Origin of the sequence: Candidatus Poriferisodalis sp. (assembly GCF_965203655.1) — a bacterium.
Classification (GTDB): Bacteria; Actinomycetota; Acidimicrobiia; order Acidimicrobiales; family Poriferisodalaceae; genus Poriferisodalis.
Window position 1 is genome coordinate 290,780 of sequence record NZ_CBDBDD010000008.1, and the last position, 24,525, is coordinate 315,304.

General features: G+C 67.1%; 31 protein-coding genes. 9 read left to right on the forward strand and 22 right to left on the reverse strand.

Features of this window, described 5'->3' with window-relative positions:
• The first annotated feature begins 31 nt into the window (after window positions 1–31).
• Together ACOGW9_RS09940 and ACOGW9_RS09945 are read left to right on the forward strand one after the other, a co-directional pair.
• Window positions 32–1,168: a nitronate monooxygenase gene (locus tag ACOGW9_RS09940; protein WP_419910784.1), complete on the forward strand. Its 1,137-nt coding sequence runs from the start codon at window positions 32–34 to the stop codon at window positions 1,166–1,168.
• Window positions 1,169–1,210: 42 nt separating this feature from the next.
• A complete protein-coding gene (locus tag ACOGW9_RS09945) occupies window positions 1,211–2,095 on the forward strand; it encodes an SDR family NAD(P)-dependent oxidoreductase (protein ID WP_419910786.1) in 885 nt (294 codons plus the stop codon).
• Window positions 2,096–2,121: 26 nt separating this feature from the next.
• On the opposite strand, the gene ACOGW9_RS09950 is transcribed toward ACOGW9_RS09945, so the two are convergent.
• On the reverse strand, window positions 2,122–3,021 hold the full coding sequence (locus ACOGW9_RS09950) for a metal ABC transporter permease (RefSeq protein WP_419910788.1): 900 nt from the start codon (window positions 3,019–3,021) through the stop codon (window positions 2,122–2,124).
• A gap of 71 nt (window positions 3,022–3,092) precedes the next feature.
• Window positions 3,093–4,424: a metal ABC transporter solute-binding protein, Zn/Mn family gene (locus tag ACOGW9_RS09955; RefSeq protein ID WP_419910790.1), complete on the reverse strand. Its 1,332-nt coding sequence runs from the start codon at window positions 4,422–4,424 to the stop codon at window positions 3,093–3,095.
• A 193-nt stretch (window positions 4,425–4,617) separates the two neighbouring features.
• Here ACOGW9_RS09955 and ACOGW9_RS09960 point away from each other — a divergent pair, with 193 nt between their 5' ends.
• Entirely contained in the window at window positions 4,618–5,451 is an 834-nt protein-coding gene (locus ACOGW9_RS09960; RefSeq protein WP_419910792.1) for a metal ABC transporter ATP-binding protein, read from the forward strand.
• Between the two features lie 62 nt (window positions 5,452–5,513).
• Window positions 5,514–5,972, forward strand: coding sequence for a Fur family transcriptional regulator (locus ACOGW9_RS09965; RefSeq protein ID WP_419854170.1), 459 nt, complete (start codon window positions 5,514–5,516; stop codon window positions 5,970–5,972).
• A gap of 25 nt (window positions 5,973–5,997) precedes the next feature.
• Here the strand turns inward: ACOGW9_RS09965 and ACOGW9_RS09970 are convergent, their stop codons facing one another.
• Together ACOGW9_RS09970 and ACOGW9_RS09975 are read right to left on the reverse strand one after the other, a co-directional pair.
• Window positions 5,998–6,468 (reverse strand): phosphoribosyltransferase, encoded by a 471-nt coding sequence (locus ACOGW9_RS09970; protein WP_419911290.1) that lies wholly within the window; start codon window positions 6,466–6,468, stop codon window positions 5,998–6,000.
• 176 nt (window positions 6,469–6,644) lie between these two features.
• The gene (locus tag ACOGW9_RS09975) at window positions 6,645–7,217 is read right to left on the reverse strand and encodes a carboxymuconolactone decarboxylase family protein (RefSeq protein WP_419910794.1); all 573 of its coding nucleotides are present in this window, start codon (window positions 7,215–7,217) and stop codon (window positions 6,645–6,647) included.
• Between the two features lie 103 nt (window positions 7,218–7,320).
• On the opposite strand from ACOGW9_RS09975, the gene ACOGW9_RS09980 reads away from it, so the two are divergent.
• From ACOGW9_RS09980 to ACOGW9_RS09990, 3 genes are all read left to right on the forward strand, one after another.
• Complete coding sequence (locus tag ACOGW9_RS09980) at window positions 7,321–8,457, forward strand: HNH endonuclease (protein ID WP_419910796.1); 1,137 nt, start codon at window positions 7,321–7,323, stop codon at window positions 8,455–8,457.
• A gap of 103 nt (window positions 8,458–8,560) precedes the next feature.
• On the forward strand, window positions 8,561–9,202 hold the full coding sequence (locus tag ACOGW9_RS09985; protein WP_419910798.1) for a nitroreductase family protein: 642 nt from the start codon (window positions 8,561–8,563) through the stop codon (window positions 9,200–9,202).
• A 130-nt stretch (window positions 9,203–9,332) separates the two neighbouring features.
• The gene (locus ACOGW9_RS09990; RefSeq protein WP_419910800.1) at window positions 9,333–10,145 is read left to right on the forward strand and encodes a 2-keto-4-pentenoate hydratase; all 813 of its coding nucleotides are present in this window, start codon (window positions 9,333–9,335) and stop codon (window positions 10,143–10,145) included.
• A gap of 3 nt (window positions 10,146–10,148) precedes the next feature.
• Here the strand turns inward: ACOGW9_RS09990 and ACOGW9_RS09995 are convergent, their stop codons facing one another.
• From ACOGW9_RS09995 to ACOGW9_RS10030, 8 genes are all read right to left on the reverse strand, one after another.
• Complete coding sequence (locus ACOGW9_RS09995) at window positions 10,149–10,535, reverse strand: RidA family protein (RefSeq protein ID WP_419910802.1); 387 nt, start codon at window positions 10,533–10,535, stop codon at window positions 10,149–10,151.
• A gap of 53 nt (window positions 10,536–10,588) precedes the next feature.
• A complete protein-coding gene (locus tag ACOGW9_RS10000; RefSeq protein ID WP_419910804.1) occupies window positions 10,589–10,876 on the reverse strand; it encodes a DUF1330 domain-containing protein in 288 nt (95 codons plus the stop codon).
• Between the two features lie 31 nt (window positions 10,877–10,907).
• Entirely contained in the window at window positions 10,908–11,831 is a 924-nt protein-coding gene (locus tag ACOGW9_RS10005) for a TauD/TfdA dioxygenase family protein (protein WP_419910806.1), read from the reverse strand.
• 86 nt (window positions 11,832–11,917) lie between these two features.
• Window positions 11,918–12,340 carry a DUF3237 domain-containing protein gene (locus tag ACOGW9_RS10010; protein ID WP_419910808.1) on the reverse strand — a complete coding sequence of 141 codons (423 nt, stop codon included), beginning with the start codon at window positions 12,338–12,340 and terminating at the stop codon, window positions 11,918–11,920.
• 56 nt (window positions 12,341–12,396) lie between these two features.
• Window positions 12,397–13,185, reverse strand: coding sequence for a maleylpyruvate isomerase family mycothiol-dependent enzyme (locus ACOGW9_RS10015; RefSeq protein ID WP_419910810.1), 789 nt, complete (start codon window positions 13,183–13,185; stop codon window positions 12,397–12,399).
• 55 nt (window positions 13,186–13,240) lie between these two features.
• Window positions 13,241–14,152: an LLM class F420-dependent oxidoreductase gene (locus tag ACOGW9_RS10020; protein WP_419910812.1), complete on the reverse strand. Its 912-nt coding sequence runs from the start codon at window positions 14,150–14,152 to the stop codon at window positions 13,241–13,243.
• Between the two features lie 20 nt (window positions 14,153–14,172).
• Window positions 14,173–14,622 carry a MaoC/PaaZ C-terminal domain-containing protein gene (locus ACOGW9_RS10025; protein ID WP_419910814.1) on the reverse strand — a complete coding sequence of 150 codons (450 nt, stop codon included), beginning with the start codon at window positions 14,620–14,622 and terminating at the stop codon, window positions 14,173–14,175.
• Window positions 14,619–15,110 (reverse strand): FAS1-like dehydratase domain-containing protein, encoded by a 492-nt coding sequence (locus ACOGW9_RS10030; RefSeq protein WP_419910816.1) that lies wholly within the window; start codon window positions 15,108–15,110, stop codon window positions 14,619–14,621. The genes ACOGW9_RS10025 and ACOGW9_RS10030 overlap by 4 nt, the downstream gene beginning before the upstream one ends.
• A 119-nt stretch (window positions 15,111–15,229) precedes the next feature.
• On the opposite strand from ACOGW9_RS10030, the gene msrA reads away from it, so the two are divergent.
• A complete protein-coding gene (gene msrA, locus ACOGW9_RS10035; RefSeq protein WP_419911292.1) occupies window positions 15,230–15,814 on the forward strand; it encodes a peptide-methionine (S)-S-oxide reductase MsrA in 585 nt (194 codons plus the stop codon).
• Window positions 15,815–15,841: 27 nt separating this feature from the next.
• Here msrA and ACOGW9_RS10040 read toward each other — a convergent pair whose 3' ends face one another.
• Window positions 15,842–16,861, reverse strand: coding sequence for an LLM class flavin-dependent oxidoreductase (locus ACOGW9_RS10040; protein WP_419910818.1), 1,020 nt, complete (start codon window positions 16,859–16,861; stop codon window positions 15,842–15,844).
• A gap of 201 nt (window positions 16,862–17,062) precedes the next feature.
• Between ACOGW9_RS10040 and ACOGW9_RS10045 the strand changes: the two genes are divergently transcribed.
• On the forward strand, window positions 17,063–17,287 hold the full coding sequence (locus tag ACOGW9_RS10045; RefSeq protein ID WP_419910820.1) for a hypothetical protein: 225 nt from the start codon (window positions 17,063–17,065) through the stop codon (window positions 17,285–17,287).
• A 2-nt stretch (window positions 17,288–17,289) separates the two neighbouring features.
• Here ACOGW9_RS10045 and ACOGW9_RS10050 read toward each other — a convergent pair whose 3' ends face one another.
• From ACOGW9_RS10050 to ACOGW9_RS10090, 9 genes are all read right to left on the reverse strand, one after another.
• A complete protein-coding gene (locus ACOGW9_RS10050; protein ID WP_419910822.1) occupies window positions 17,290–17,820 on the reverse strand; it encodes a phosphatase PAP2 family protein in 531 nt (176 codons plus the stop codon).
• Window positions 17,820–18,209, reverse strand: coding sequence for a LysM peptidoglycan-binding domain-containing protein (locus ACOGW9_RS10055; protein ID WP_419910824.1), 390 nt, complete (start codon window positions 18,207–18,209; stop codon window positions 17,820–17,822). The genes ACOGW9_RS10050 and ACOGW9_RS10055 overlap by 1 nt, the downstream gene beginning before the upstream one ends.
• Window positions 18,210–18,262: 53 nt before the next feature.
• Window positions 18,263–18,607, reverse strand: a complete 345-nt coding sequence (locus ACOGW9_RS10060) for a LysM peptidoglycan-binding domain-containing protein (protein WP_419910826.1) — start codon at window positions 18,605–18,607, stop codon at window positions 18,263–18,265.
• Between the two features lie 12 nt (window positions 18,608–18,619).
• Entirely contained in the window at window positions 18,620–19,621 is a 1,002-nt protein-coding gene (gene map, locus ACOGW9_RS10065; protein WP_419910828.1) for a type I methionyl aminopeptidase, read from the reverse strand.
• Window positions 19,622–19,685: 64 nt separating this feature from the next.
• Window positions 19,686–20,933 carry a CaiB/BaiF CoA transferase family protein gene (locus tag ACOGW9_RS10070; RefSeq protein ID WP_419910830.1) on the reverse strand — a complete coding sequence of 416 codons (1,248 nt, stop codon included), beginning with the start codon at window positions 20,931–20,933 and terminating at the stop codon, window positions 19,686–19,688.
• Window positions 20,934–20,962: 29 nt separating this feature from the next.
• Window positions 20,963–21,760: an enoyl-CoA hydratase/isomerase family protein gene (locus ACOGW9_RS10075; RefSeq protein ID WP_419910831.1), complete on the reverse strand. Its 798-nt coding sequence runs from the start codon at window positions 21,758–21,760 to the stop codon at window positions 20,963–20,965.
• Window positions 21,761–21,771: 11 nt separating this feature from the next.
• Window positions 21,772–22,254: an HIT family protein gene (locus tag ACOGW9_RS10080; protein ID WP_419910833.1), complete on the reverse strand. Its 483-nt coding sequence runs from the start codon at window positions 22,252–22,254 to the stop codon at window positions 21,772–21,774.
• 24 nt (window positions 22,255–22,278) lie between these two features.
• Complete coding sequence (coaA, locus tag ACOGW9_RS10085; RefSeq protein ID WP_419911294.1) at window positions 22,279–23,196, reverse strand: type I pantothenate kinase; 918 nt, start codon at window positions 23,194–23,196, stop codon at window positions 22,279–22,281.
• Between the two features lie 46 nt (window positions 23,197–23,242).
• Window positions 23,243–24,523 (reverse strand): NAD(P)/FAD-dependent oxidoreductase, encoded by a 1,281-nt coding sequence (locus tag ACOGW9_RS10090; RefSeq protein ID WP_419910835.1) that lies wholly within the window; start codon window positions 24,521–24,523, stop codon window positions 23,243–23,245.
• Between the last annotated feature and the right edge of the window lie 2 nt (window positions 24,524–24,525).

The window sequence follows — 24,525 nt, forward strand, 5'->3', positions numbered from 1 at the left end:
CGGACGGGGCCGGTTCGGATAGTTTCGGGGCATGAAGACACCTGTGTGCGAGATGCTGGGCTGCGACGTTCCGATCGTCGCATTCACCCATTGCCGGGACGTGGTGGCGGCAGTGACCAAGGCGGGCGGCTTCGGCGTGCTCGGCGCAGCCGGTCACACGCCCGAACAGCTCGACATCGACATGGGCTGGATCCAGGACGAGGTGGGCGGCCGGCCATTCGGCGTCGACATCATCGTGCCCGCCAAGTACGAGGGCAAGTCTGAGGGCGAGCTGTCGGTCAAGGACCTCAAGGCGATGATCCCGCCGGCGCACCGCGAGTTTCTCGACGACATGATGGAGCGCTACGACGTCCCGCCGCTGCCGGCCGAGGACAAGCCCGGCGCCATCGCCGGCGACGCCGAGCCGCCCATGACCTACGCCCAGGCGGTGCCGCTCATGGACGTGGCGTTCTCGTACCCGATCCGGCTGGCGGTGAACGCACTCGGCCCGCCGCCGCCCGACATGATCGAGCGGGCCCATGACAACGATGTGCTGGTGGGTGCGCTGGCCGGCAAGAAGGTGCACGCTGAGCGTCATGTGGCCGCAGGCGTAGACATCGTCATCGCCCAAGGCCATGAGGCCGGCGGCCATACCGGCGACATCGCCACGATGGTGCTGGTGCCCGAGGTGGTGGATGCCATTGCGCCCGTGCCCGTGCTGGCAGCAGGCGGCATCGGCAACGGGCGTCAGGTAGCTGCCGCGCTGGCACTCGGCGCCCAGGGCGTGTGGTGCGGGTCGGTCTGGCTCACCACCCAGGAAGCCGAGACGCATCCCGTCGTGAAGGACAAGTTCCTGGCGGCAGGCTCGTCGGACACGCTGCGCTCACGCTCCCGCACCGGCAAGCCGGCCCGCCAGCTCCGCTCGGCCTGGACCGACGAGTGGGAGGGCGAGAACTCACCCGGCACGCTGCCGATGCCGCTGCAGCCGATGCTGATCGGCGCTGCCAGCCGTCGCATCGACCGGGCGGCGATGAACCCGTCCAACACTGGCGCGGTCGAGCTGGCCAACTACTTCGTCGGCCAGGTCGTCGGGCAGCTCAACGAGTCGATCTCGGCCACACGGGTGGTCGAGGAGATGATCAGCGAGTATCTCGACGTCATGGAGCGCTTCGAGCAGCTCAACGCCTGAGCGCTGGCGCAGCCCAGGCAATCTCGCAAGAGGGGGACAGACATGGAAACCATGACCGGACGCGTCGCGGTGGTGACCGGGGCCGCATCGGGGATCGGCAAGGCCCTGGCACTGGGCTTTGCCGGCGAGGGCGCCAACGTGGTGCTGGCCGACATCGAGGAAGAGCCGCTGCGTGCAGCCGAGGCCGAGGTCGCCGGCCACGGCGTCGAGGCGCTCGGCGTGATCACCGACGTGACCGACGCCGACTCGGTGGGCGCGCTGGCGCAGGCCACCATCGACCGTTTTGGCGCCGTGCACATGGTGTGCAACAACGCCGGCGTCGGCGGGGGAGGGCTGATCCGCAACCAGCAGCTCGTCGACTGGAAGTGGGTGGTGGACGTGTGCCTGTGGGGAGTGATCCACGGCGTCCACCACTTCCTGCCCCATCTCATCGAGGCGGAGGAGTCGCACATCATGAGCACCGCCTCGGTGGCAGGGCTCATGTCGGTGCCGGGGCTCGGCCCCTACAACGCCGCCAAGTACGGCGTGGTGGCGATCATGGAGACGCTGCACCTCGAGATGCAGCGTGATCGCAACGCCGATGTGGGTGTGTCGGTGCTGTGCCCCGGGGTGGTGCGCACCAACATCGCCACGGCCCAGCGGAACCGGCCCGACGAGCTGCGCCGCGTACGCCGGCCGCGCCCCGAGGGCGAGGCGCCGTCGGAGACCGCCGATGCCCGCCGCCGCAACGCCAACATCGCCGCAGCGCTGGAGCGAGGCATGGATCCGTCCGAAGTGGCCGCCAAGGTGATCGAGGCGATGTACGAGCGGCGCTTCTGGGTGCTCTCGCACCCCGAATTGCTGGCCGAGGTCAATCACCGCAACCAGCAGCTCGCCGACCTCGAGAACCCCACGATCTTCACGAGCTTCACCGACGGCGAGGAATAGCCCGCGGCAGGCTTCCCCTCAGCAAGTCAGCGACTATCAGCGAGCATCTGCACCGGCAGTGCATCCTCCGGCGGTGCCGGCCGCAACGCGTACACGAGGGCTCTGATCAGCATGGCCGCGAACAGAATCGCCACCGCGGTCAACGCCATCGTTGCCCCACCGGCCAGCCGATGGTGGTAGCTCAGCAGCAGGCCGACATAGACCGACACCGCTCCGATCAGCACCGCCGCGACCATGATGAGCGGCACACGCCGCAAGAACATCGAGGCGGTCGCTGGCGGGGCGATCAAGAAGGCCATGACGAGCAGGCTTCCCACTACTTGGAACGAACCCACGATGGTGATGGCCAGCAACACCATGAGCACGCCGTGCGTGAGGCGTGGGCGAAGCCGGGCCATCTCCGCTTGTACCTCGCAGAACGTCATCACGAAGAACGCCCGATAGAAGACGACCGCACCGCCGACAGCCACCACGGAAACCACCGCCTGGCGCACGAGGTCTGTGTTCTGTACCCCGGTGATCGAGCCGAACAGGAAGCGGTCGATGTCGCCGGTGCCAGCGGCTGCCTCCGACGACATGATCACCACGGCGAGCGCCAGCAGTCCCACGAACAGCACGCCGATGGAGGTGTCCTCGGAGAGCGGCGATATGCGCGGGATGAACGAGATGGCACTCACCATCACGATTGCCGCTACCAGCGCGCCGAGGCCCGTGTCGAAGCCCACGATGAATGCAATCGCGATGCCGGGAAGCACCCCGTGCGCCAGGGCGTCGCCGAGGAAGTTGAGGCTTCGCAGCACCACCCAGGTGCCCACCATCGAGGTGGTCAGCACCGCGAGCAGCCCCGCGGCCAGCGCCTTGGTCATGAACGGGTTGGAGGTGAACGGCTCGATCCACCAGCCCACCGGATCGGTGAGGAACGTCATGTCATCCCCCTGATGGGCTGGTGGTCGGCTCGCCCCTGGTCAGGGGTGGTGTCGTTGCAACGCTAGGTCTCTCAACCGAGTGCGTCCGCAATTGCTTGCGCGTTGAACCTCAGCATTCCGATCAGCGTGTCGCCGTCTTCACCCTCCGGCGCGAGGCTGCCAGTGAGCAACTGCACCACGTTGATGTTGCCTGCGGCGGTTGCCAAGGCCTGGATATCGGCGTCGGAGTGTGTCGTCTCCGAGAACACAGCGGGCACGCCTTCGTGCTCGATGATCTCGGTCAGCTCTTCCAGCAGAGCGGGGTTGGTTTCCGCTGCCGTGGAGAGCGAGGGAATCACGGTGCCCACGATCTCGAAGCCGTAGCGGTCGGCGAAGTATCCGAACGCATCGTGGTTGGTGATCAGGATGCGGCGATCCGCCGGCACTGCGTCGAGAATCTCGGCGATCTCGGCATCGGCGTCTTCCAAGGCCTCTCGGTAGGACTCCAAGCAGCGGTTGACGGTGTCGGCATCGGCGCCGGCATGGATCAGTTCGTCGGCCAATTCGCCCAGCACTCCGGCGACGCGCTGCAGATCGAGCCAGACGTGGGGGTCGCCACCGCTGTGGTCGTGCCCGTGATCGTCCTCGTCGGCGTGGTCGTCATCCATGTGCCCGTGGTCGTCGTCGTCGTGGTCGTCGTGCCCGTCCTCTTCGTCGTGGTCGTCGTGCCCGTCTTCCTCGTCGTGGTCGTCGTGCCCGTCTTCCTCGTCGTGGTCGTCGTGCCCGTCTTCCTCGTCGTGGTCGTCGTGCCCGTCTTCCTCGTCGTGGTCGTCGTGCCCGTCTTCCTCGTCGTGGTCGTCGTGCCCGTCTTCCTCGTCGTGGTCGTCGTGCCCGTCTTCCTCGTCGTGGTCGTCGTGCCCGTCTTCCTCGTCGTGGTCGTCGTGGTGGTCGTGCCCGTCCTCTTCGTCGTGGTCGTCGTGCCCACCGCTGAACTCGAACTCGATGGTGTCGATGTGCTCCGCCACCTCGAACACATGCACGCCCTCGGCTGCGACAGCTTCCAGGGTGTCCTCGATGCGCTCCTCGAGACCCAGGCCGTTCGCGACCACCAGATCGGCTGCGCCCATCGTCTCGCGGTCTCGCAACGATGGCTCGTAGGAGTGCGGATCCCCGCCCTGCGGGATGAGGGTGGTTACCGAGACGCTGTCCTCGCAACCCACGTTGCTGACCACGTCGCCCCAGATGCTCGTCGTGGTGATCACCGACGGCACTGCCGAGGATGCATCTGTCGCGTCAGCCGCGTCGGTTTCGGCATCGGTTCCGGTGCATGCAGCAGCGAACAGCGCCGCAGCCGCCGCCACCACCAATCCGCTCTTGCGGATCCGTCGACGCCTTTGTCGACTCGCGCCAGCTTCGACCGTCATTTGTGCCTCCCCTATGCTTCGATTCAGGTGTGGAAGAGCCCCAGTGGTGCTCTAGCCTCACCCCGGGTTTTGAGAATGAGAACCAGTTTCAGCTACCCTATCGAGGCTGGAGCACCCAACCACCTGTGAAATCGAAGTGAGGCACGCCCTGTTCCATCTCCACGACGTCCGTGTCTCTTTTGGGCCTTGCCATGTGCTCGAAACAGGCGATCTGAAGCTCGAGGGCGCGTCGTCGGTCGCACTCATGGGTCCGAATGGGAGCGGCAAGACCACCTTGCTGCGGGTGCTCAGCGGGCTGCAACGCCCGACGTCGGGCCGAATGGAGTCTCTTGGCGACGTCAGAGTGGGGTTCGTGTGCCAGCACCACCAGCCGCATCCCTTCATGCCGATGACGGTGCAAGAGGTACTGACCATCGGGCGCTATCGCAGTCGCGGACTGCTGAAGCGGTTTCGTCGCAGCGACAAGGAAGCGGTTCGTGTTGCGGCCGAGCGGCTCGACGTTGCACACCTGCGTCAGCGTTCCTTCGGCGAGCTATCCGGCGGTCAGCGCCAGCGAGTCATGGTGGCGATGGTGCTCGCATCGGAATATGACTGCTTGCTGTTCGACGAGCCGATCACCGGCCTGGACTTGCCGAGCCAGACGACCATTCTCGAGGTGATCGAGGCTGAGCGTGCAGCCGGGCATCTCGTGGTGATGTCGACGCACCACCTGCAAGAGGCACGACGCTGCGATCGTGTGCTGCTGCTGAAGGGGATGGTGCTTGCCGACGGGCCTCCCGACGAGGTGCTGACCGATGCGAACCTGACAGCGGCCTTCGGCGGCGAAGTGGTGGCCCGTGACGGCGCCGAGCACGAGTTCGTCATGGAGAGCATCCACGCCCGTGAGGCGGGCGATCCCGGCTGTGGCCCGAGCGTCGGTGTTATCTCGCACTCCCACCAGGGACAGTTCTTGCCGGCGGGCAGCCACCACGGTCACCACCACGACTATGACCACGATGCTTCCCATGAGCACGCCCGACAGCTGTGACCGCCGGGGGCGACCGGGCCTCGCCTCCTTGGTCCGTTCGCGAATCTGACCGGGAGAGCCGGATGGAGCCTCCGAAGGATCTCGAGCAGCTTCACGAAGATGTGAAGCAGCGGCTCGCGGTAGCGGGGCACCGCTACACCGAAGGACGGCGCGCCCTCGTCACGGTGCTGGCGTCGGCGCAACGGCCGCTCACGCTGCGCGACATCGTGTCAACCGTTCCCGAGGTGCCCCAGAGCTCTGCATATCGCAACCTCGAAGCGCTTCGCGAGGGCGGCATCGTGGTTCGCATCAGCGCGGGCGGCGACCGTGCGCATTTCGAGCTCGCCGAAGCGCTGCTCGGCCATCACCATCACCTGATCTGCGTGTCGTGCGGGACGATCGAGGACATGCGCATCGACGGTGCGCTCGAGGCCGAGGTGGATCGTGCACTGACTGGCGCTGCGGGCGAGGCGGGCTTCACGCCGCTGCGCCACAGCCTCGATCTCTACGGCGAATGCGCCGACTGCGGCGAGGTCGCGTAGCGCAGCGCCTGGTGTTGCGCCTAGCTCAGGAGCGGGCCTGCTCGTCGGTCACGATGGGCGGCTCGGTCGACCACGGGAAGTTGATCCACAGGTCGGTGCGGCGCCATACCCAGTCGCAGTTGACCGTCGACCACGGCTTCTCGTACAGCACCGCGGTGCGGACGCTGCGCACCCGCGGCAGGCAGAAGTCGTAGACCAGCTTGAGCGTGTGGCCGGTGTCGGCGACGTCGTCGGCGATGAGGATGTCGGAGTCGCGGTGGTCGACGAGGTCAGGCGTTGGCGGCAGCATGATCGGTACTTCGAGGCGCTCGTCGACGCCGGTGTAGTACTCGCAGTTCATGACGTAGATGTTCTTGACCGACAGGGCGTAGCCCAGCGAGCCCGCACAGAACAGCCCGCCCCGGGCGATCGCCAGGATCATGTGGGGCCGGTAGCCGTCGTCGGCGATCATCTGTGCCAGCTCCCGCACGGCGACGCCGTAGCGCTGCCAGTCCATCACCTCCCGTTCCTCAGCGTCCGTTGCCTCGCTCACCCGTCCTCCCAGTACGCCTCAGGCCGGCCTCCGCCTGCCTCGCCCCGAACCTAGGCGCGCGCTGCGCGCCGCTCACAACTTTCGTCTTCCGCTCCGCCTCATCGGAAGGCAATGCCGTGCGGGCGGTGGAAGCTGGCGGGCTAGTCGGGGAAGGGGTCGTCCCAGTCGTCGGGGAGTGGGATCTCGAACGCGTTGAGCGTGACGGAGATCAGGCAGTAGTAGCCCACGGTGGTGACCAGCTCCACGAGGCCGGTCTCGCCGAAAGCGTCGACGGCCGCGGTGTAGGTGGCGTCGCTGATGCGGTGGTCGCGCACCAGCTCGGCAGCGACTGCGTGGGAGGTGGCTTCGTCGCCGGCGAAGCTGGGGGTGTCGCCGATGCGCAGGGCTTCAAGGTCGGCCGGGTCGAGTCCGGCTTCGAGACCGAGGATGCGGTGCGCGGCAAACTCGAACTTGGCTCGGAAGAAGGCCCCGACGGTGCAGATAGCGGCCTCCTTGACGCTCTCGGGCAGCGGTGACGCGAACCGCACCGCGGCCCCCAGCGCCTGCGCCTCGATACCCACGCTGGGCGCCCTCACCCACACGCCGTACGGCCCAACGAGGCCCCGCAGTGCCGGTCCCCGCCCCGAAGCGCCCCGAGGTCCGCTCCGGATGGCATCGAGCACCGCAGCCTGCTCCGCCGTCAAGTCCTCAGCTGTGATCTCGTCCAACCGCATGCTGCCTGTCACCTCGTCTCGAGCTACCGACTGTCATTGTCGCGTGCGACCCGAGACCACAGCTTGCCGAGACGTCTCGATGGCTGGCGCTACCTTCGACTGCGTGAGTTCCGACGGCACTGGTCGGTCAGTTCGGCTGGATCCAATCCAGGGCGTGCTGGAGATTCTTGACCGTGCTGCGATGACCGGCACCAACAAGCTTGGCCTGTTGCTTACGTTGCTCGACTTGGCTCCGACACTTGACGGCGACGCGGCCACCATCTCGCCAATCCGGGTTGCGGAGCGCTACCTCGAGATTCACTGGGAGCATGTGCGCCCTTATCAAGGGGTGACGCTGCGTCAGAGCTCCGCACGCAAGGAACGCGGCGATGGCACGACGGCCGATGACACGACCGTCATGCAAGAAGTGCACAGACTCAGGACGCTGCTGACGGAGCGCCGTCGTGGCGATCTCCGCGACAAACCGCTGGAGTTCGTCAAGCGCAGCATCGAACGCCTCGAATGGCACTCGGATTGGGAGGAGGCGTCGGAGACGGCGCTAGCGCGAGTCCGAGCATCTCTGTTGAAGAACCCCGTGCGTCTGCTTCAGCAACTGCCTGGCAATCCCGATCCGTTCCTCTACGACTCGCCCTCGGGCCGAGAGGGACTCACGCTGTTGCCAGGAGTCGCCGAGAGTCTGACGAGGTTCGCGGGCATTCTGCGCCCATTGATCGAGTTCAGATTCGCCCAGGAAGTGGTGAGAATTAACCACGAGACGCTCAATCTGCCAGTCGACGACGTCTATTCGCACTTGTTCGGACACGAGCGGATCATGCCGCCGCAGAAGATGCGCGAGCGCCTCGTCCAGATTCAGCAGGGGCGATGCATCTTCACCGGAGCATCCTTGCCAACCGCCGGAGATTCGCTGGAGCTGGACCACGTGGTGCCGTGGTCGAGAGCTCGCCTCTCGCAAGTAGAGAACTTTCTGATGACGACGCGCAGCGTCAACAGCACTAAGTCTGACTCGATGTTGGGACCGGCGGCCATAGAGCGTTGGCTTCGCCACCTTGATGCGAATTCGGCGGCGATACGAGACTGTGCTCACGAGCACAACTGGCCATCGAATCTGCACAGCGTTCGCCAAGTTGTCCTACACATGTACGAGGCCCTCGACGCCACTACAGGTGTGTGGGAGTTCGATCGTGGAATCCAACCGCTGGGTAACGATGGCAAGAGCAGGGTCATCGCACTACTGCGCTAGCGCAGGCGCCAATCGTCGCAGGCATCATGGCTACTGTCATGCGAGCGTCGCTGGAGCCCGGCGGCCTGCGGCGAGCGCCGCATCTGAGCGAAGCGAGGAAACCATGGAACTTGGCGAGGCAGCACTGACGTCGATGACGACGCGGTACTTCACGAAGGATCCAGTGTCGGACGCGACGCTGGAGCAGGCGTTCGACTACGCCCGGCACGCACCGCAGGGCGGTAACCGCCAGCCGGTGCGCTTCATCGTGGTGCGTGACGAAGCGAAGAAGCAGCAGCTGCAGGAGTGGTACTTGGAGCCGTGGAAGGCCTACCTGGGCATGGCTCGCAGCGGCGACATCGAGATCGTCGGCGACAAGGCCAAGCGGCTGCTCGACAGCGCCGACTACTTCGCTGAGCACTTCGCCGAGGTGCCGGTGATCGTGGTGGCCTGCGGGTACATCGACGGCGTCCATCCCACCGACACCGAGCTGGGCCGGCTCAGCGTCGTGGGCGGCGGCTCGATCTACCCCGCCGTGCAGAACTTCCTGCTCGGCTGCCGGGAGGCCGGCCTGGGCACGGCCCTCACCACGCTGCTGTGCATGTACGAGCCGCAGGTTGCCGAGATGCTCGACATTCCCGAAGGCGTAGCCACGGCCGCCCACATCGCCGTCGGCTACCGGTCGACGCCGTTCCCGAGCAAGCTCGACCGGCTGCCGCTGTCGGAGATCGTTTTCGACGAGACTTGGGGCAACGCCACCTACTAGCAGCCGCATCACTGTGCTGACGTTGTCCAATGGAGCCGGGAGGCGGAAGCTCTAGCGTTCTCGGCTGACTGGGCCAGCTGGGCCGGCTGGCGATGAGGCGCGCCGGGGCGCTTGAGACGGGGAGCACGACATGGCGATGACCGACGAGCAGCGGCGGGAAGCGGCTGCGGCGTTGCTGCATGCCGAGAACACCCGCGAGTGGATCGACCCGATCACCGACACCTACCCGGGTGCCGACAACGACGACGCCTACGCCATCGGCCAGCACGTCACTGACGCCAAGGTGGCGGCGGGCCGCGTCATCAAGGGGTACAAGGTCGGCCTCACCTCCAAGGCCATGCGCTCGACATCAGGTGCCACCGAGCCCGACTACGGCACGCTGTTCGACAACTGGTTCCTCGACGAGGGCTCGATCGTGCCGGCGTCGATCCTCAACGTGCCGCTGGTGGAGATCGAGATCGTCTTCGTGCTGAAGTCCGACCTCGGAGGGCCCGACACCAACGCCATCGACGTGATGCGCGCCACCGACTTCATCTTGCCGGCCATCGAGGTGGTGGACCGGCGCTACAACCGGCGCAGCACCCAGGCCGGCGTGGCCGACAGCATCGCCGACGCCGCCTCATGCGGGTTCATCATCGTGGGCGGCCGCCCCACCAAGCTCACCGACGTCGACATCCGACACATCGGCGGTGCGCTGTACCTCAACGGCGACCTCGAAGAGTCCGGCACGGCTGCCGCCGTCATGGGCAACCCGCTCAACTCGGTGGCCTGGCTGGCCCGCAAGCTCCACGAGTTCGGCGTCACGATGTCGGCCGGTCACGCCATCCTGTCAGGCTCGTTCATCCGAGCCCGCACGATCCGCCCCGGCGATGCCATCGTCGCCGACTTCGGCCCCCTCGGCCAGATCAGCTTCGGTGTGGGGTTACCCGCAGATGACGACTGAGGCTCAGTCTTCGATGTAGGCCTCGAAGGTGCAGGAGATCTGCACCGGCCCGCCGCCTTCCACCTTCATGTTGTGGCGGGCGGGGCGCGACTCGGGGTCGGGGAAGCGCTCCAGCCACGGCCCGTTCAGCGCCGGGCGTGACGCTGCAGGGTCGGTGACGTAGAAGGTCATCTTGGCCATGTCATCCCAGGTGGCGCCGGCACCTTCCAGCATCTGGCCGACGTGGGTGAACAGGTTCTCGATCTGCTCCTCGAGGCTGTCGGGAACGTCGCGCGACCCAGGATTGGTCGGCGGCGTGATGCTCGACGTCAAGAACGGACCGATCCGGGTCGCCGCGGGAATCGGGTTCGCGTGCTGGAAGCTCTCAATCTCGATCGACTTGCGCGCCATGTGCCTGCTCCTGTGTGCTCAATACCGGACCGTAGACGTATGCGGTGACCGGTTCAGACGCCTTCGACGACCACCATCTGGAATTCGGCGGCGCCGGCTCGGACATCGCGAGCGTGACGGTATTTCGCGGAGTCGTAGAAGTTCTTGGCCGAGTCGACGTCGGGGAACTCCAGCACGACGAGCCGGCGATTCTCCTCAGGACCCTCGAGGGTCACCGAATCACCGCCGCGCACGATGAACTTCCCGCCGCTCTCGGCCACAGCGGCCGGCGAGAGGGCCTTGTACTTCTCGTACTGGTCCGGGTCGGTGACGTTGACCCGTGTGATGACGTACGCAGCCACGATGTTCCTTTCGTTGCAGGTATCGGACCGGCTACGAAACCGAGTTCATGATGGCGTCGCGGCCGTGCTTGAAGCCCGCCGTCTCGGCCGTGTGGTTGAGCGCCAGCTCGGATTCGAGCTCACCGGCGATGCGTGAATGCCACATCTTGCGCGGCTGGGACATGTCGAACGGCACGCCCTGGTGCATCAGCCGGCGGTTGTCCCAGATCACCGCTTCGCCCGCGGTCCACGCGTGCTGGTAGGTGCGCGGCGGCTGGCAGGCCTCGTGATTGAGCCGGTCCAGCAGTGCCACCGACTCGTCTGGATCCATGCCGATGATGTCGTGCGCATGCCGGCCGATCAGCAGATTGGGACGGCCGGTGTCGGGATGGACCTTCACCATCGGCCGGACCGAGATGTCCAGATCGTGATAGCCGTACATGCCGTAGCTGCCGTCGTCCTTCTTCTTCGGCAGCAGGCCCGCCCGGCCCTGGCTGTAGTAGAGCGAGTGATGCGCTTCGAGCGTGTGCACCAGCTCACGGTCCTCGTCCGACAGCACCTCGTACGCCGCCCGCATGTCAGCCCAGCCAGTGTCGGCGCCGTCTTTGGGCACCAGCTCGGCGGTGAACACAGCGCCCTTGGCCTGCAGCGGCATGTAGGTGCTGTCGTGGTGCCAGCCCCAGTTGCCCTTCAGCGACTTCACGAGGTCGTCGCTGGACTCGTGGTGGACCTTGCCGTCCTTGCCGACGTTCGAGATGGGTGCTGCGTTGAACTCCAAGTTGCCGAAGCGCAGGGCGAATGCGTCCTGCTCGTCGTTGGTCAGGAACTGACCCGAGAAGATCAGCAGCGCGTACTCCAGCCACGTTTCGTGCAGGGCTTCGAAGGTGGCGTCGTCGATGGATCGGAGCTCGATGTCGTGCACCCACGCTCCGAACGTGGCATCAAGCGGTTCGATATTCAGCGTGACAGCCGTCATGGCCGGATCGTACCACCGGCTCCCAATTGGCTTCAGGGCGTGAGCCGTCAGGCGTTGGCCCGCCGCCTCGGACGCTGCTGTGCCGGCTAGAGCAGCTCGTAGACCTCGTAGGCCAGCTTGCCGTCGTCGATCGAGCCGATGCCGATCGCCTGGATCTTGTTGAGCCAGTTGTACGGGCCCTCGATCGAGGTCTGGAAGGTCGGCGCGGAGCGCGGCGTGCCGTCGCCGTAGATCTTCCCCTGGTACTCCATCAGGATGTCGACGTCATCGTCAGTGCGGATCGAGATGCGCACGTCGAGATGCATCGTGCCGTCGGCGGATCGGTACAGCCAGTCGCCTGACGGGCCGAGGATGGTGCCGTTGATGCGATCGCCGGTGACCGTGCCGCTGTCGACCGAGGCGACCATGCGGGTGCCGGCCGGCCCGCCGCGGATGCGGGTGGCATTCGTCAGGTCGGCATCGATGTCCATCCTGAACAGGTGCCGTACGGGCAGGGATGTCTCTGACATGTGGGTGCTCCTTGTCTTGTGAGCCTTGGGCTTGTTGAGATGGGGCTTGCCGGCGGTTACATCGTGAAGCGCAGATTGCGGGCGGCGTGGGCGCCGAGCTGTTCGTCGCCGGACCACGTCACCAGCCCTGCGGTGATCGGGCCTTCGGGGTCGATCCGCCCGCAGGTCAGATCCATGAACGCCATCGAGTCGCAGTGCAGCGTGACCGTCGGGTTCTCGACGTGGTCCACCTCACGGGCCCGGCCCTCCACCTGCACGTAGATGTCTCGCTCCACGGCGCCGGTGATGTCGAAGTGCATGGAGGCGCCGTCGGGGAGACCTACCCGCTTGCCCGCGATGTAGCCGATCGACAGGTGCACCTCGTTGAGCGCCATCTCGGCGGCCGGACCGCCGTTGTCGGTCGGCATTCCCAGAGGGGTGCGGCAGTCGCGCTCGTGCATCCAGTGGTCGAATTCCCGGATCGCCATGAAGCGGCCATAGGTTCCGGGCCCGACCGGTGTGATCGACCCGCGGTCGAACACCTCATCGTCGAGCGCCTCGAGCTGCACGGCACGCCCGTCCCACACCTCCGCGGCCAACGCCGTCAGCTCCGGTCCGCTCATGGCCGCCGCTGCGGCGACGTAGCCGGCGATGTCGCCGAACGGGGGAGGTGTTTCGACCGACTCCGGCAGCCAGCCCGACAGGGCCTGTTCCACCGACACCTGGTGTACCAGGACGCCGTGAACCGTCCAGTCGGGGCAGTGCGACTGCACCTGCCACTGGTCGCCCTCGAGCGAGCCGTAGAACTCCTTGCAGCTCGCCCAGCAGGCCTTGAGATTGTCGATGATGAGTTGCGGCTGACTCATGGTCTGTCCTGTTCTGTGTTGTGATCTCTCTGGCAGCGCGTGCGGTTGCTGGGCTTCAGCCCGTCTCGGCCCGGATGCATTCGAGAATCTCGCCCAGCCGGTCGATCATGGCCTCGACCGAGCGGGCACCGGCTTGGAAGATGGCGGTCACGTTCACCGAGGCCCAGTCGAAGCCGAGCGCCTTGACGACGGCGGCCCGCTCGCCGATGGCGTCCAGGTCCTTGTAGAAGCCCTTGTCGGCATCGGTGCGGGGCGGCGGGGCCAGCATGAGCTGCATTCCGATCGCGTCGGGGTCGCGGCCGAAGTCCTCCTCGGCGCGGCGGCGGATCTCCGTCATGCACTCGAGCGCCCGCTCGTCGCTGACGCCCGACGCCATCCAGCCGTCGCCCTTCTGGGCAGTGCGTCGCAACGCCGCGCGGCTGTCGCCGCCGATCCACAGCGGGAGGTCGGCCCCCTGCGGTGAGACGGGCTCCATGCCCATGTCGTGGCTGTTGTAGTGCTCGCCGGAGTAACCGATCCGCCCGCCTGCCCAGTAGGTGCGCATGAGGTCGATGGCCTCGTCCATGCGCTTGCCCCGGGTGCCGAAGTCCTCCTCGAGCGCGTCGTACTCGGAGTCCTGCCAGCCCACGCCGATGCCCAGACGCACCCGCCCGCCCGACAGCGTGTCCAGCGTCGAGATCTGCTTGGCTACCAGCACCGGCTGGCGCTGCGGCAGCACCAGCACCTCGGTCGACAGCGACACCCGCTCGGTCACCGCGGCCACGTTCGCGAGCAGCATCAGCGCTTCGAGAATCGGCATGTTGGCCGGGTAGATCGTGAAGCGTCCCTCACCCGGGTGGCCCATCACCACGTGGTCGAATGCGGCAATCTCGTCGTAGCCCAGATCCTCGATGGCCTTCGCCAGGTCGAGCACACGCTCGGGTCCCTCGCGGAACGCAATGGACGGGAAGTCGACGGCGATCTTCATGCGTGGACGCTCTCCTGCAACTACGTCGTGGGCAGGCGGACCCTAGCTGTCGCCGGCATGAGCAGTCTCCCGTCGGAGGTGTGCTCGGCGATCTCCAGCTCGACGACCCCCGTCTCGTGGTCGACCGACGTCACCGTGCCCGAGAACACCAGCTCCTCGCCGGGAAGGCCGCTGGCGCGGTTCTGCCATGTCACGCCCAGCAGCCGGGCGGCCGGTCCCGCCCAGTCCGTCACGAACTGCGTGAGCCATGCGCCCTGCAGCGGACCGTGCACGATGATGTCGTCGTGCCCCTCGAAGCGGGCGTACTCGCGGTCGTAGTGGATCCGGTGCGGGTTGTGGCTGGCCGCGCTGTAGAGGAAGAGCTGTGCCTCGTCGGGAAACTTGTGCATTGGCGGCAGTTGCCGGCCGGCCTCGAGGGTCGCCAGATCCGGTGCTGCGGCGGTCGTGACCGTGCCAGTGTCAGTGCTCATCGTGCGATGCCGATCATGCGCGAACGGGCGACCTCGTCGCCGAATTGGTTGACGAAGGTGGTCTCGCGCACTTGCCGGACGAAGGGTCCCTTGCGGCCCTGCTTCTGGTCAACTGCGGCAAGCCGGACGGTGGCGGTGATCTCGTCGCCGACGCAGACGGGTTCGAGAAAGTCCCATTCCTCGCCGCCGAACATCACCCGGTCGACCCGCAGCCGGATCCGGGTGCCCTCGCGGTACAGGCCGTCGGTGCGCAGGTCCGACGCCGTTCTCGGCTGCACCACTGCGTGGGTGACGTAGGTGGGCGGCGCCACCAGCGTCCGGTACCCGGCCGCCTGTGCCGCGACCTCATCGAAGTAGATGGGGTTCTCGTCGCCGACGGCGTATGCGTAGCGCTGTGCCTCGCGCCGGTCGATGACAGTGGTGACCGGCCCCGACAGCACTTCGCCGACGCGCTCCAGCGTCTCGGCCGGGATCAGCGACTCGCTCATGTTCCTGACACTAGGTCGCTAGCGTCTGTAGCACAGCAGGAGGAAGAACCGTGGCGTTGTGGTCGAGGAAACTGGAGATCCCGGACGCCGACGCTGCGCTGCCCGGCCGCAGCCAGACGATGCCGGTCGCCCCGGCGCACGTCGTGCTCGGATCGCCGATGACGCCGCCGTTCCCCGAAGGCTTCAAGCACATCGTGGTCGGCATGGGCTGCTTCTGGGGTGCCGAGCGCATCTTCTGGCAGCTTCCGGGCGTCTACACCACCGCCGTGGGCTACGCCGGCGGCCACACGCCGAATCCCAGCTACGAAGAGGTGTGCTCGGGCCTGACCGGCCACACCGAGGCCGTGCTGGCGGTGTTCGACCCGGCGCTCACCAGCTTCGAGGTGATGCTGAAGGCATTCTGGGAGGGCCACGATCCCACCCAGGGCATGCGGCAGGGCAACGACATCGGCACGCAGTACCGATCGGGCATCTACGTCGCGGACGAAGCCGAGCTGGCGATTGCCGAGTCGTCGAGGGACATGTTCCAGGCCGTGCTCGACGTTGCCGGCCTGAGCCGCATCACCACCGAGATCTGCCTGGCCGGGCCCTACTACTACGCCGAGGACTACCACCAGCAGTACCTGCACAAGATCCCGTGGGGCTATTGCGGCCTGGGCAGCACCGGCCAGACCTGCCCCGTGGGGGTCGCGGCCGCCGACTGAGCTGCGCCACCTCGGCGTCCTGGCGGATCAGGCGAATGCGTCGGCGAACGCCGTGACCGTTGCGTCGGTTACCGCTCGCCGGTCATCTCCCCACGGCAGCGGCATCAGCACGGGGTGCTCCACGCCGGCATCGACATAGGCGCGGGCGAAGTCACCGATCTCGGCGGGTGTGCCGATGAAGTCGATGGCCTGGATCATCTCGTCCGAGATCGCCGCGAGCGCGCCGTCACGATCCCGCTTGGATTGGCGGTCGCGTGCCTCGTCCACCTCGTCGCCGAAGCCCGCCGCCCGGAAGGCGTTGGCGTAGCCATCGGCCATCACGTAGTTGAGCAAGTCCCGCCGGGCCGATCGTGCAGAGCGCTCCAGCTCGCCGGCGGCCGCGTGGATGTAGCAGATGATCTGCGCGTCGCCTCCCGCACGCACCTCAGCCACCGCTGCGGGCACATGGGAGGCAGGCACGTAGTTGAGCAAAACCCCGTCGGCGATCTCGCCTGCCAGCCGCAGCATCTGGGGGTTCAGCGCCGCCAGCACGATCTTGGGCCGGCGGTCGCCCAGCCGCACGGCCAGCCGGAACCGGCGCACCTGCCAGAAATCGCCTTCGAAGGTCACTGCCTCACCGCTCAGGCACTCTCGCAGCAGTGCCACGTACTCGCGCATCATGGCGATCGGGCGATCCGGGGGCGGTTCACCGTGCTGGCGCAGGATGCCCGGCGCCGACACGCCCAGCCCGACGAGCACGTCACGGTCCGGGCGCATCCATTGCAGCGTTGCTGCCGTCATGGCGGCGAGCGGTGGGGTTCGCAGTTGGATTGGGATGATTCCGGTAGCCAGATCGAGCTCCGGCGCTGCATGGCTGATGGCGCCGAGCGTCGAGAACGCGTCGGTTCCGGTGGCTTCGACCGTCCAGACAGATGAGTAGCCCTGGGCCTGTGCGGTCTGAGCGACCTCGATGATCGCATCCGGGCCCAGCACGCCCAAGCTGCCGACGGTCAAGCCGGTGAAGGGACGCCGGCCGGGGTTCGACGTGGCAGATGCAGTCGTGTTCATGGCGGCGCACCGTATACAACCGCGATAGGTATCCAACCGCAGTACCAGAGAGCGCCGGCCGCGGGCGGCGCGCCAGAGATCCGCCGCTGGCCCCTGACGTGCTGGTGAACTGACGGTGACGAACCGCAAGTGCGAGATAGGGTGAGCAACACAACCGGCAACGTCGCCTGCAGAGGCGCCGAGCGCGGGGAGGGAGCACAGATGACCGAGACCACCGAACCGACTCGGACCGCTGAGCCCCAGATCATCTCCGACGCGCTCGAAGTCATCGACCACGCACTGGGCGACTTCTTCAGCCGCGAACTGGTCTCCTCAGTCGAGATCACCGACGTGCTGCTCGATGTGCGCACGCTGCTGCGCCGCGGCGACGAAGCCGCAGCGGCGCCCGTCGCGACCAAGAGCGACCAGGACGTCGCCCGGGCCTGAACTCAGCGCCGCATCAGGCGGGCGGCGATACGGCCGATTGCCTCGCCCAGCGCTGCGCCGGCAATGACATCGCTGGCGTGATGCAGCCGCACATGGATGCGCGACACCGCCACGATGACCGCCGCGAGCCGGTACAGCGGCCCGAGCCGGGAACCACGCGACAGCACTGCGGCCGCGCAGAACGCCGCCGACGCGTGGCCTGAGGGAAAGCTCGACGAGATCGGCTGGCGCAGCCGGTGCTGGGTCGGGTTCTCCGCCGCCGTGCCCGGCCGGTGCCGGCCGAAGAGCCGCTTGACGCCCTGGTTCACGACCAGCGACTCCAGCGCCATGAGCGCGCTGAAGCGAAGCGCATCGGATGCCTCTCGCCGCGGTGCGAGTGCTCGGATAGCGCCCAGCACGTGCCAGATCTGGCTGAATTCGCCGACATCTGAAGCGCCGTACATGACGCGATCGACCACCTTGCGACCTCGCAGGATCTCCCACCAGCGGTCGACGGTTTCGTCCAAGCCCGCTATCCGCCGTGCCGCAGACATCAGCCAGACCCCGGAGCGGTGATCGGCGGTGCTGTCGTCGTCGGCAGCAGCGGCGGCAGGACCGGATCGGTCGCCGGCGCGATGGTGAGCAGCGGCCCCGCATCGGGATCCGGCGGCGGGGGAATCAGCAGGATCTGGCCCACGAAGATCTTCGTGGGATCGGCAATGTTGTTGACCCGCACGAGGTCATTGAGGTGAATGCCGTGCCGATCGGCGATCTGGATGAGCGTGTCGCCCCGCACCACCGTGTACGGCGTCAGCAGCTCCGGCTCGGTCACCGACGTTGTGGGTGCCGCGGTCGGCGGCACCGTGGACGCAGCGGCCTCCGTGCGCGACTCGTCATCGAGCAGCAAGCAGCCCCCCGACAACCCCGCGGCAGCGATACTCATCGCGATCACTGCCGCACCCCAGCACCGGTATCGAACAAGCGCACGTGCCGCCGTCACTGCGAATTGCCGGCGCCGACGACCGTCGGCGGAATGACGAGCTGCTCGCCGATGCGCAGCAGCGTGTCCTCCTTGCCGTTCTCTTCCATGAGCGCCTGCACTGTCACGCCGAAGCCGTTCGCGATCTTGCTGAGCGTGTCGCCGGGCTGGACGACATAGATGCGGCGCTGCGGAGGCGGCGGGGCGATGGTTGTGGTCGTGAGCTGGGGTCGCAGCGTGGTGAGCACGGGAAGCGTCGTCGGGATCGGCTCGGCCTCGGGCTCGCTGGCGCACCCCGCGGCACCCACGGCTGCGAGGCACAGCACCGTGACTGCGCACGCAGCAGCGACCACCGCACGCACCCGGCACATCCCTCAGCCCGTCCGTGCAGACGCGGTGCTCAACTGCTGGGGCCAGCTTGCCGGATCGAGTCGCGCCGTCGGATCGCCGGCAAGGAATGGCTGGGGTTCGTCATCGGTCACGGTCAGCAGCTCGGCGCCGCTCGGAGTCACCACCACGGTGTGCTCGAACTGGGCAGTGCGGCTGCGATCGGCAGTCACCGCAGTCCAGCCGTCAGGCCACATCTGGGCGCGTGGCATTCCCATGGTGATCATCGGTTCCACGGTGAATGTCATGCCCTCGACCAGCTCGGTGCGTGCGGCAGGGTCGTAGTAGTGGGGAATGTTGGGGAGCCGGTGGAAGATCTGCCCGATGCCGTGACCGACGAACTCGCGCACGACGCCGTAGCCCTCCGCCTCGGCGCGGGCCTGGATGGCTCTGCCGATGTCGCACACCCGTGCACCGGGGTGCACCGCCGCGATGCCGTGGTACATCGATTCGCGCGTCACCTCGACCAGCCGCCCCGAAGGTGCGTCCACATCGCCGACCAGGAAGGTCTCGGAGTGGTCGCCGTGAACGCCGCCCACGAAGATCGTCACATCGCAATTCACGATGTCGCCGTCGCGCAGCGGCCGATCGTCGGGAATGCCGTGGCAGATGATCTCGTTGACCGACGTGCACAGCGACTTGGGAAACCCGTTGTAATTCAGTGGGCTCGGGTAACCGCCTTCAGCGATGCACGCTTCGTGGCAGATCTCGTCGAGATGTTCGCTGGTGACGCCCGGTGCGATCTCTGCTGCCACGGCACCCAGCACGCGCCGTGCGGCTGAGCCTGCCAGCCGCATGGCGTCGATGGTGGCTTGATTGGAGGGCGACACGCCGCTCGGAGCCGGCGAGGCCTGGCCGCTGCGCGCGTATGGCGGCAACTCGATGTGCGCGGGCACCGCCCGCCGGGGAGAGACCAAGCCGGCGACCACCGGCTCGAAATCCGCTGGCCTCGTCCGCGCTGCTGGCACTCGACGCTTGCGCCTGCCCATCGTGCTCACGCTACCCGTGGGCCGTGGGTGCTTTGTTGTCGAGCCGTCTCCCGGGTGGGCGCGCTCAATCGGTGTCGTCGTCGAGCTCCGCGAGCACCTGGTCGTTGTGCTCGCCCAGCTTGGGTGCCCGCCGGTAGATGCCCGGCGGCGTCGCACTCATGCGGATCGGCGGGGCTATCTGCACGATCGGCCGACCGACCGGCTGCTCGACCGCAACGAGCATGTCCCGGGCCGCGACGTGAGGATCGCTGAACAGGTCGATCGGATGGTTCACCGGCCCGCAGGGCACCTTGCCGCCGATGGCAGCGATGACCTCTGCATTGGTGAGCGTCGCGGCCCACTCGGTCAAGGCCGCGATGATCTCGTCGCGATGGTGGTACCGCGCCCGCAGCGTGCGGGTCTCCTCCGCCCAGGCCCACTCGGGCCGGCCCATTGCGACCGCCAGCTCGCGCCAGTGGTTGTCGGTGGGGGCGCCGATGGCGATAGCCCCGTCGACGGTCTCGAAGATGTCGAATGGCACGATGTACTGGTTCTTGTTGCCGCTGGGGGGCGTGTCGGGTTGGCCCAACACGCTGTAGCGGGTGACACCGACCTCGCTGAGGGCCATTACGGCGTCCACCATCGAGACGTCCACGAACTGCCCCTCACCGGTCCTCTGCGCGTGGAACAGCGCCGCCAGCACCCCCATGGCGCCGATCGTGCCGGGGTATGTGTCCCCGATGTAGGGGCCCACGACGTGCCGGTCGTCGGGACCGCTGCCGGTGGCCGAGACCATGCCCGACATCGCCTGGGCCACGACGTCGTACGCCGGCCAGTCGACATAGGGGCTCTCGCCTGAGCGCGGGTCGCCGAAGCCGCGGATAGCGCCGTACACGAGCCTGGGGTTGCGCTCGTGGAGCACCTCCCAGCCCACTCCGAGCGCATCCATCACACCCGCGCGCATGTTCTCGACCAGTGCATCCGCGGTGTCGACGAGCTGCAGGAACTGTTCCCGCTGCTCATCATCGGTCAGATCGAGGGCAACGCCGCGCTTGTTGCGGTTGTAGTTGGCGAATCCGGCGCCGAAGTTGCGTTCGGTGTCCTCGCGGGTGAACGGCGCCATCTTGCGGGCCAGCTCGCCCCGCGGCGGCTCCACCTTGATCACATCAGCCCCGAGGTCGGCGAGCATCATCGTCGACCACGGACCTGCCAGCGCGTGGGTGCAGTCGATGATGCGGATGCCTTGCAGCGGGCCGGTGTTCGCGGCTGCCATCGGCGCGACCCGCTCATGCGCGGTGAGATGGTCTTCGGCAGGGGCGTCCAGCTCCGTCATGTCGGGATCTCTTCCATCCTCGGCGGGGATCAGGCGAAATTCGGTCGGCGCTTCTCGACGATCGCGGCGTGACCTTCCCGCGCGTCCGAACCCGTGAAACCCAGCATCTCGAGCGCAGCCGAAGCGTCGAAGATGGGCCCCGCCATCCGCATCCAGTTGTTGAGGCTGTACTTCGTCCAGCGGATGGCGCTCTGGCTGCCCTTGGCCAACCTGCGAGCGACCCCAAAGGCCTCGTCGAGCACGGCATCGTCGTCGACCACTTTGCTGACGAGGCCCATGTCGTCGGCCTCTTCGCCGGTGATCGTGTCGCAGGTCAGCAGGTAGTACTTCGACTTGGCCATCCCGCACAGGATCGGCCACACGATCGCAGCGTGATCGCCGGCGGCCACGCCGAGTCTGGTGTGTCCGTCCACGATCCGGGCGCTGCGCCCAGCGATCGAGATGTCGGCCATCAGCGCCGCGGCCAGACCGGCCCCGACGGCAACGCCCTCGATCGCCGACACGATGATCTTGGAGCAGTTGATCATGTTGTAGACGATGTCCCGCGCTTCGCGCAGTGCCCGCTGGCGCGTCTCGAAGTCGTCCATGATCTCCTGGATCATGTCCAGGTCTCCGCCGGCGGAAAAGGTGCCGTTCGCGCCGCGGATGACGGCCACCCGGGTGTCAGGATCCTCGTCCACCGCGCGCCAGACATCGGCCAACGCCAGATGCTTCGGCGCATCTACCGAATTCAGCCGTCCGGGCGTGTCAATCACGATCTCGAGCACGCCGTCGTCGTCGGGGCCCACGATCTGAAGCGCTGAGTAGGGGGCGTAGCGGTCGTTCATGGAGGGTGACGCTAGCTCGGAGGGGCCGCAGCCGTCCGGGCCTCGGGATCCGGCGCGCTGAGCTTCCGGTACGCAGATTCGATCTCGCCGGCCGGTGCGAAGATCCGCTCCCACGGGTGCAGAAGCCGGTCGCGCCCGTAGCGCGGGATCACGTGGATGTGAAAGTGAAACTGCGTCTGGTCAGCCGCAGCGCCGTTGTTGTTGAGCAGGTTCACACCCACCGGCTTCAGCCGCTCGCGCACCAGGCCCGCGACCCGACGTGCTGCCTGCATCACGTGCGCTGCGTCGTCATCGGTGAGTTCCCAGATGTCAGTGACGTGGCGGCGCGGAATGACCAGGCAGTGGCCGACGGTCATGGGCAGCCGGTCCATGAACGCCACGGCGTGATCGTCCTCGTAGAAGCGCAGTGCCGGGACCTCGCCCGCCGCGATCGCGCAGAACGTGCAGCCCGGCATCCGGTCCGCAGCCGGCTGATTGGGTGCAGGAATGTTCACTGGGGGATCGGCTCGGCCAGCCCGTCAGTGGTACCGCAGCTCGACGTGGTCGATGACGTGGTCGTGGCCTTTCGCGAGCACCAAGTCGGCTCGAGCCCGCGTGGGCAGGATGTTCTCCTGCAAGTTGACAAGGTTGATCGAGCGCCAGATGGTGCGGGCGACGGCGTCGGCCGCAGATGGAGGCAGATCAGCGAACTGGGCGAAGTAGGCAGACTGCTCGCGGAACACAGTGTTGCGCAGTTGCTGGAATCGCTCGACGTACCACTCCTCGAGGTCTTCGGCTTCGGCGTCCACATAGATGGTGAAGTCGAAGAAGTCCGACACGAACGGGGTATTCGACGGCGGACCGGTCTGCAGCACGTTGAGGCCTTCGACAATGAGGATGTCCGGCTGGTTGATGAGCTGGACCTCGTCGGTCACGTCATAGATGATGTGCGAGTACACCGGCGCGGCGACGTCAGGCTCGCCGCTGGAGATGCGCTGGAGAAAATCGCGCAGCTCACCACGGCGGTAGGACTCGGGGAAGCCCTTGCGACCGAGAATGCCGCGCTGGGTCAGCTCGGCGTTCGGCAGCAGGAACCCGTCAGTGGTGACCAAGTCGACCTCTGGATGCTCGGGCCAGGAGGCCAGGACGGCTTGGAGGATGCGCGCCGTCGTGCTCTTGCCCGCTGAGACGCTGCCGCCGATGCCGATCAGGTACGGCCTCGGTGGCAGCACCCTGCCGAAGAATCCTTCGGTCGTCGCACGCAGCTGACGCTTTGCGGCAACCCGCAGGTTCAGCAGCCGTGACAGGGGCAGGTAGATGTCTCGCACCATGTCGAGCGTCACCGGCTCGACGAGGCCGGCGAGCGCTTCGAGTTCGTCTTCGGTCAACGCGAGTGGAGTGGCGTCGCGCAGCTTCGCCCACTGCTCGCGGGTGAACCGGCAATGCCGGTTGTCGATGCCCGGCTCGAAGCCCCGGTCGAGCGAAATTGCGTCCGTCACCCGCCTAGCTTGGCGAACTTGGGGCCGTGGGCGCAACCGGTTGGACGGTCGATGCGTATGCGCCCTGTGCATCGACCATGCCCCGGTGCCACCTGCGAGGCGTCGCGACGGCGGCCCGGGGGTAGTCCTCGAACATCCAGCGGGCGAATTGCCGGCGAGTCCAGCCCGACACATCGACCAGTCGCAGCGCTGCCTCGGCCAGTCGCTCATGAGCCAGTATCCGACTCAGGCCTCGCGCCAGCCGGTGGTCGAGGGCGAACTCTGCACGAGCGGCGCGTTCGTAGCGAGCGGCCACGCTGTGCGGCGGCCCGCCATTGGCAATTGCTGCGGCTGCCATGCGGCCCATCTGCAAGGCCTGCCCGATGCCTTCTCCGGTGAGCGGATCGGCGGCAGCAGCCGCATCGCCGCAGATCAGCACGCGCCCATGGGCCAACGACAGCTCGCCCAGGCGGGCCGGGATCGGCCACGCCCGGGTGGGACCGTCAGGCTCGTGGCCGCCGAGCACCGTCGCGATATGGGCACGCTCGGTGAGGCCTGACCAGACGGCGGCAATCTGGCTGCCGTCCAGCGTGCCGGTGCCGTTGGACGAGCTGTAGCCAACTGCGTCCCGTGGCACGCCGAAGCCGACATTGACGCGACCGTCGCCGAGCGGGAATGACCAGGCGTATCCCGGCAGCATGTCCGGTTCGAACCACACCCACATGTCAGATGCGGCCCGACCGCTGGCGCGCAGGTAGCCGCGGAAGGCGTGCCAATCGCCCCGGTAGCGGGAAGGTCCGATGTCGAGCGCTTTGCGGACAGCCGAATAAACGCCGTCTGCGGCCACGACGAACCGTGCCTGAATGCGGCTCCCGTCACTGAGGCGGACCGACGCGACGCTCGCTCGCTGGCCGGCATCGTCGAAGCCTTCGAAGGCAACACCGAGCCGGACATCTGCACCCGACGCAACTGCACGTTCGACTAACGCAGCGTCGAGCTGCGCGCGGCGGCAGACGGCGGCGAACTGCCCGCGCCCATCAGGCAGCGGCAGCCCGATAATGCGACCCTGCGGCGAGCGGACCCACGCCGTGTTGACGTGCATCCACGAGTCGAGCTGCTCGGGCTGCAGCCCGAGTCGTGAGAGTTCGCGCAGCGCCAGCGTCGTGAGCCCGTCACCGCAGCACTTGTCACGCCCGTGCGCTGCCCGGTCGACGAGCACCGCCTCGAGCCCGGCGCGCCGGGCCCACACGGCGGCTGACGTGCCTGCCGGACCGGCGCCCACGATCAGGACGTCAACGGTGGACATCT

Coding starts and splice junctions, on each gene's coding strand:
- msrA (WP_419911292.1), top strand. CDS start 15,230: ATGCCGGTCGCCCCGGCGCACGTCGTGCTCGGATCGCCGATGACGCCG.
- ACOGW9_RS09965 (WP_419854170.1), top strand. CDS start 5,514: ATGGAGCCTCCGAAGGATCTCGAGCAGCTTCACGAAGATGTGAAGCAG.
- ACOGW9_RS09970 (WP_419911290.1), bottom strand. CDS start 6,468: ATGGACTGGCAGCGCTACGGCGTCGCCGTGCGGGAGCTGGCACAGATG.
- ACOGW9_RS10040 (WP_419910818.1), bottom strand. CDS start 16,861: ATGAACACGACTGCATCTGCCACGTCGAACCCCGGCCGGCGTCCCTTC.
- ACOGW9_RS09940 (WP_419910784.1), top strand. CDS start 32: ATGAAGACACCTGTGTGCGAGATGCTGGGCTGCGACGTTCCGATCGTC.
- ACOGW9_RS10045 (WP_419910820.1), top strand. CDS start 17,063: ATGACCGAGACCACCGAACCGACTCGGACCGCTGAGCCCCAGATCATC.
- ACOGW9_RS09955 (WP_419910790.1), bottom strand. CDS start 4,424: ATGACGGTCGAAGCTGGCGCGAGTCGACAAAGGCGTCGACGGATCCGC.
- ACOGW9_RS10020 (WP_419910812.1), bottom strand. CDS start 14,152: ATGAAGATCGCCGTCGACTTCCCGTCCATTGCGTTCCGCGAGGGACCC.
- ACOGW9_RS09945 (WP_419910786.1), top strand. CDS start 1,211: ATGGAAACCATGACCGGACGCGTCGCGGTGGTGACCGGGGCCGCATCG.
- ACOGW9_RS09990 (WP_419910800.1), top strand. CDS start 9,333: ATGGCGATGACCGACGAGCAGCGGCGGGAAGCGGCTGCGGCGTTGCTG.
- ACOGW9_RS10090 (WP_419910835.1), bottom strand. CDS start 24,523: ATGTCCACCGTTGACGTCCTGATCGTGGGCGCCGGTCCGGCAGGCACG.
- map (WP_419910828.1), bottom strand. CDS start 19,621: ATGGGCAGGCGCAAGCGTCGAGTGCCAGCAGCGCGGACGAGGCCAGCG.
- ACOGW9_RS09950 (WP_419910788.1), bottom strand. CDS start 3,021: ATGACGTTCCTCACCGATCCGGTGGGCTGGTGGATCGAGCCGTTCACC.
- ACOGW9_RS10025 (WP_419910814.1), bottom strand. CDS start 14,622: ATGAGCACTGACACTGGCACGGTCACGACCGCCGCAGCACCGGATCTG.
- ACOGW9_RS10010 (WP_419910808.1), bottom strand. CDS start 12,340: ATGTCAGAGACATCCCTGCCCGTACGGCACCTGTTCAGGATGGACATC.
- ACOGW9_RS10070 (WP_419910830.1), bottom strand. CDS start 20,933: ATGACGGAGCTGGACGCCCCTGCCGAAGACCATCTCACCGCGCATGAG.
- ACOGW9_RS09975 (WP_419910794.1), bottom strand. CDS start 7,217: ATGCGGTTGGACGAGATCACAGCTGAGGACTTGACGGCGGAGCAGGCT.
- ACOGW9_RS10075 (WP_419910831.1), bottom strand. CDS start 21,760: ATGAACGACCGCTACGCCCCCTACTCAGCGCTTCAGATCGTGGGCCCC.
- ACOGW9_RS10030 (WP_419910816.1), bottom strand. CDS start 15,110: ATGAGCGAGTCGCTGATCCCGGCCGAGACGCTGGAGCGCGTCGGCGAA.
- ACOGW9_RS10015 (WP_419910810.1), bottom strand. CDS start 13,185: ATGAGTCAGCCGCAACTCATCATCGACAATCTCAAGGCCTGCTGGGCG.
- ACOGW9_RS10050 (WP_419910822.1), bottom strand. CDS start 17,820: ATGTCTGCGGCACGGCGGATAGCGGGCTTGGACGAAACCGTCGACCGC.
- ACOGW9_RS10005 (WP_419910806.1), bottom strand. CDS start 11,831: ATGACGGCTGTCACGCTGAATATCGAACCGCTTGATGCCACGTTCGGA.
- ACOGW9_RS09995 (WP_419910802.1), bottom strand. CDS start 10,535: ATGGCGCGCAAGTCGATCGAGATTGAGAGCTTCCAGCACGCGAACCCG.
- ACOGW9_RS09985 (WP_419910798.1), top strand. CDS start 8,561: ATGGAACTTGGCGAGGCAGCACTGACGTCGATGACGACGCGGTACTTC.
- ACOGW9_RS10055 (WP_419910824.1), bottom strand. CDS start 18,209: ATGAGTATCGCTGCCGCGGGGTTGTCGGGGGGCTGCTTGCTGCTCGAT.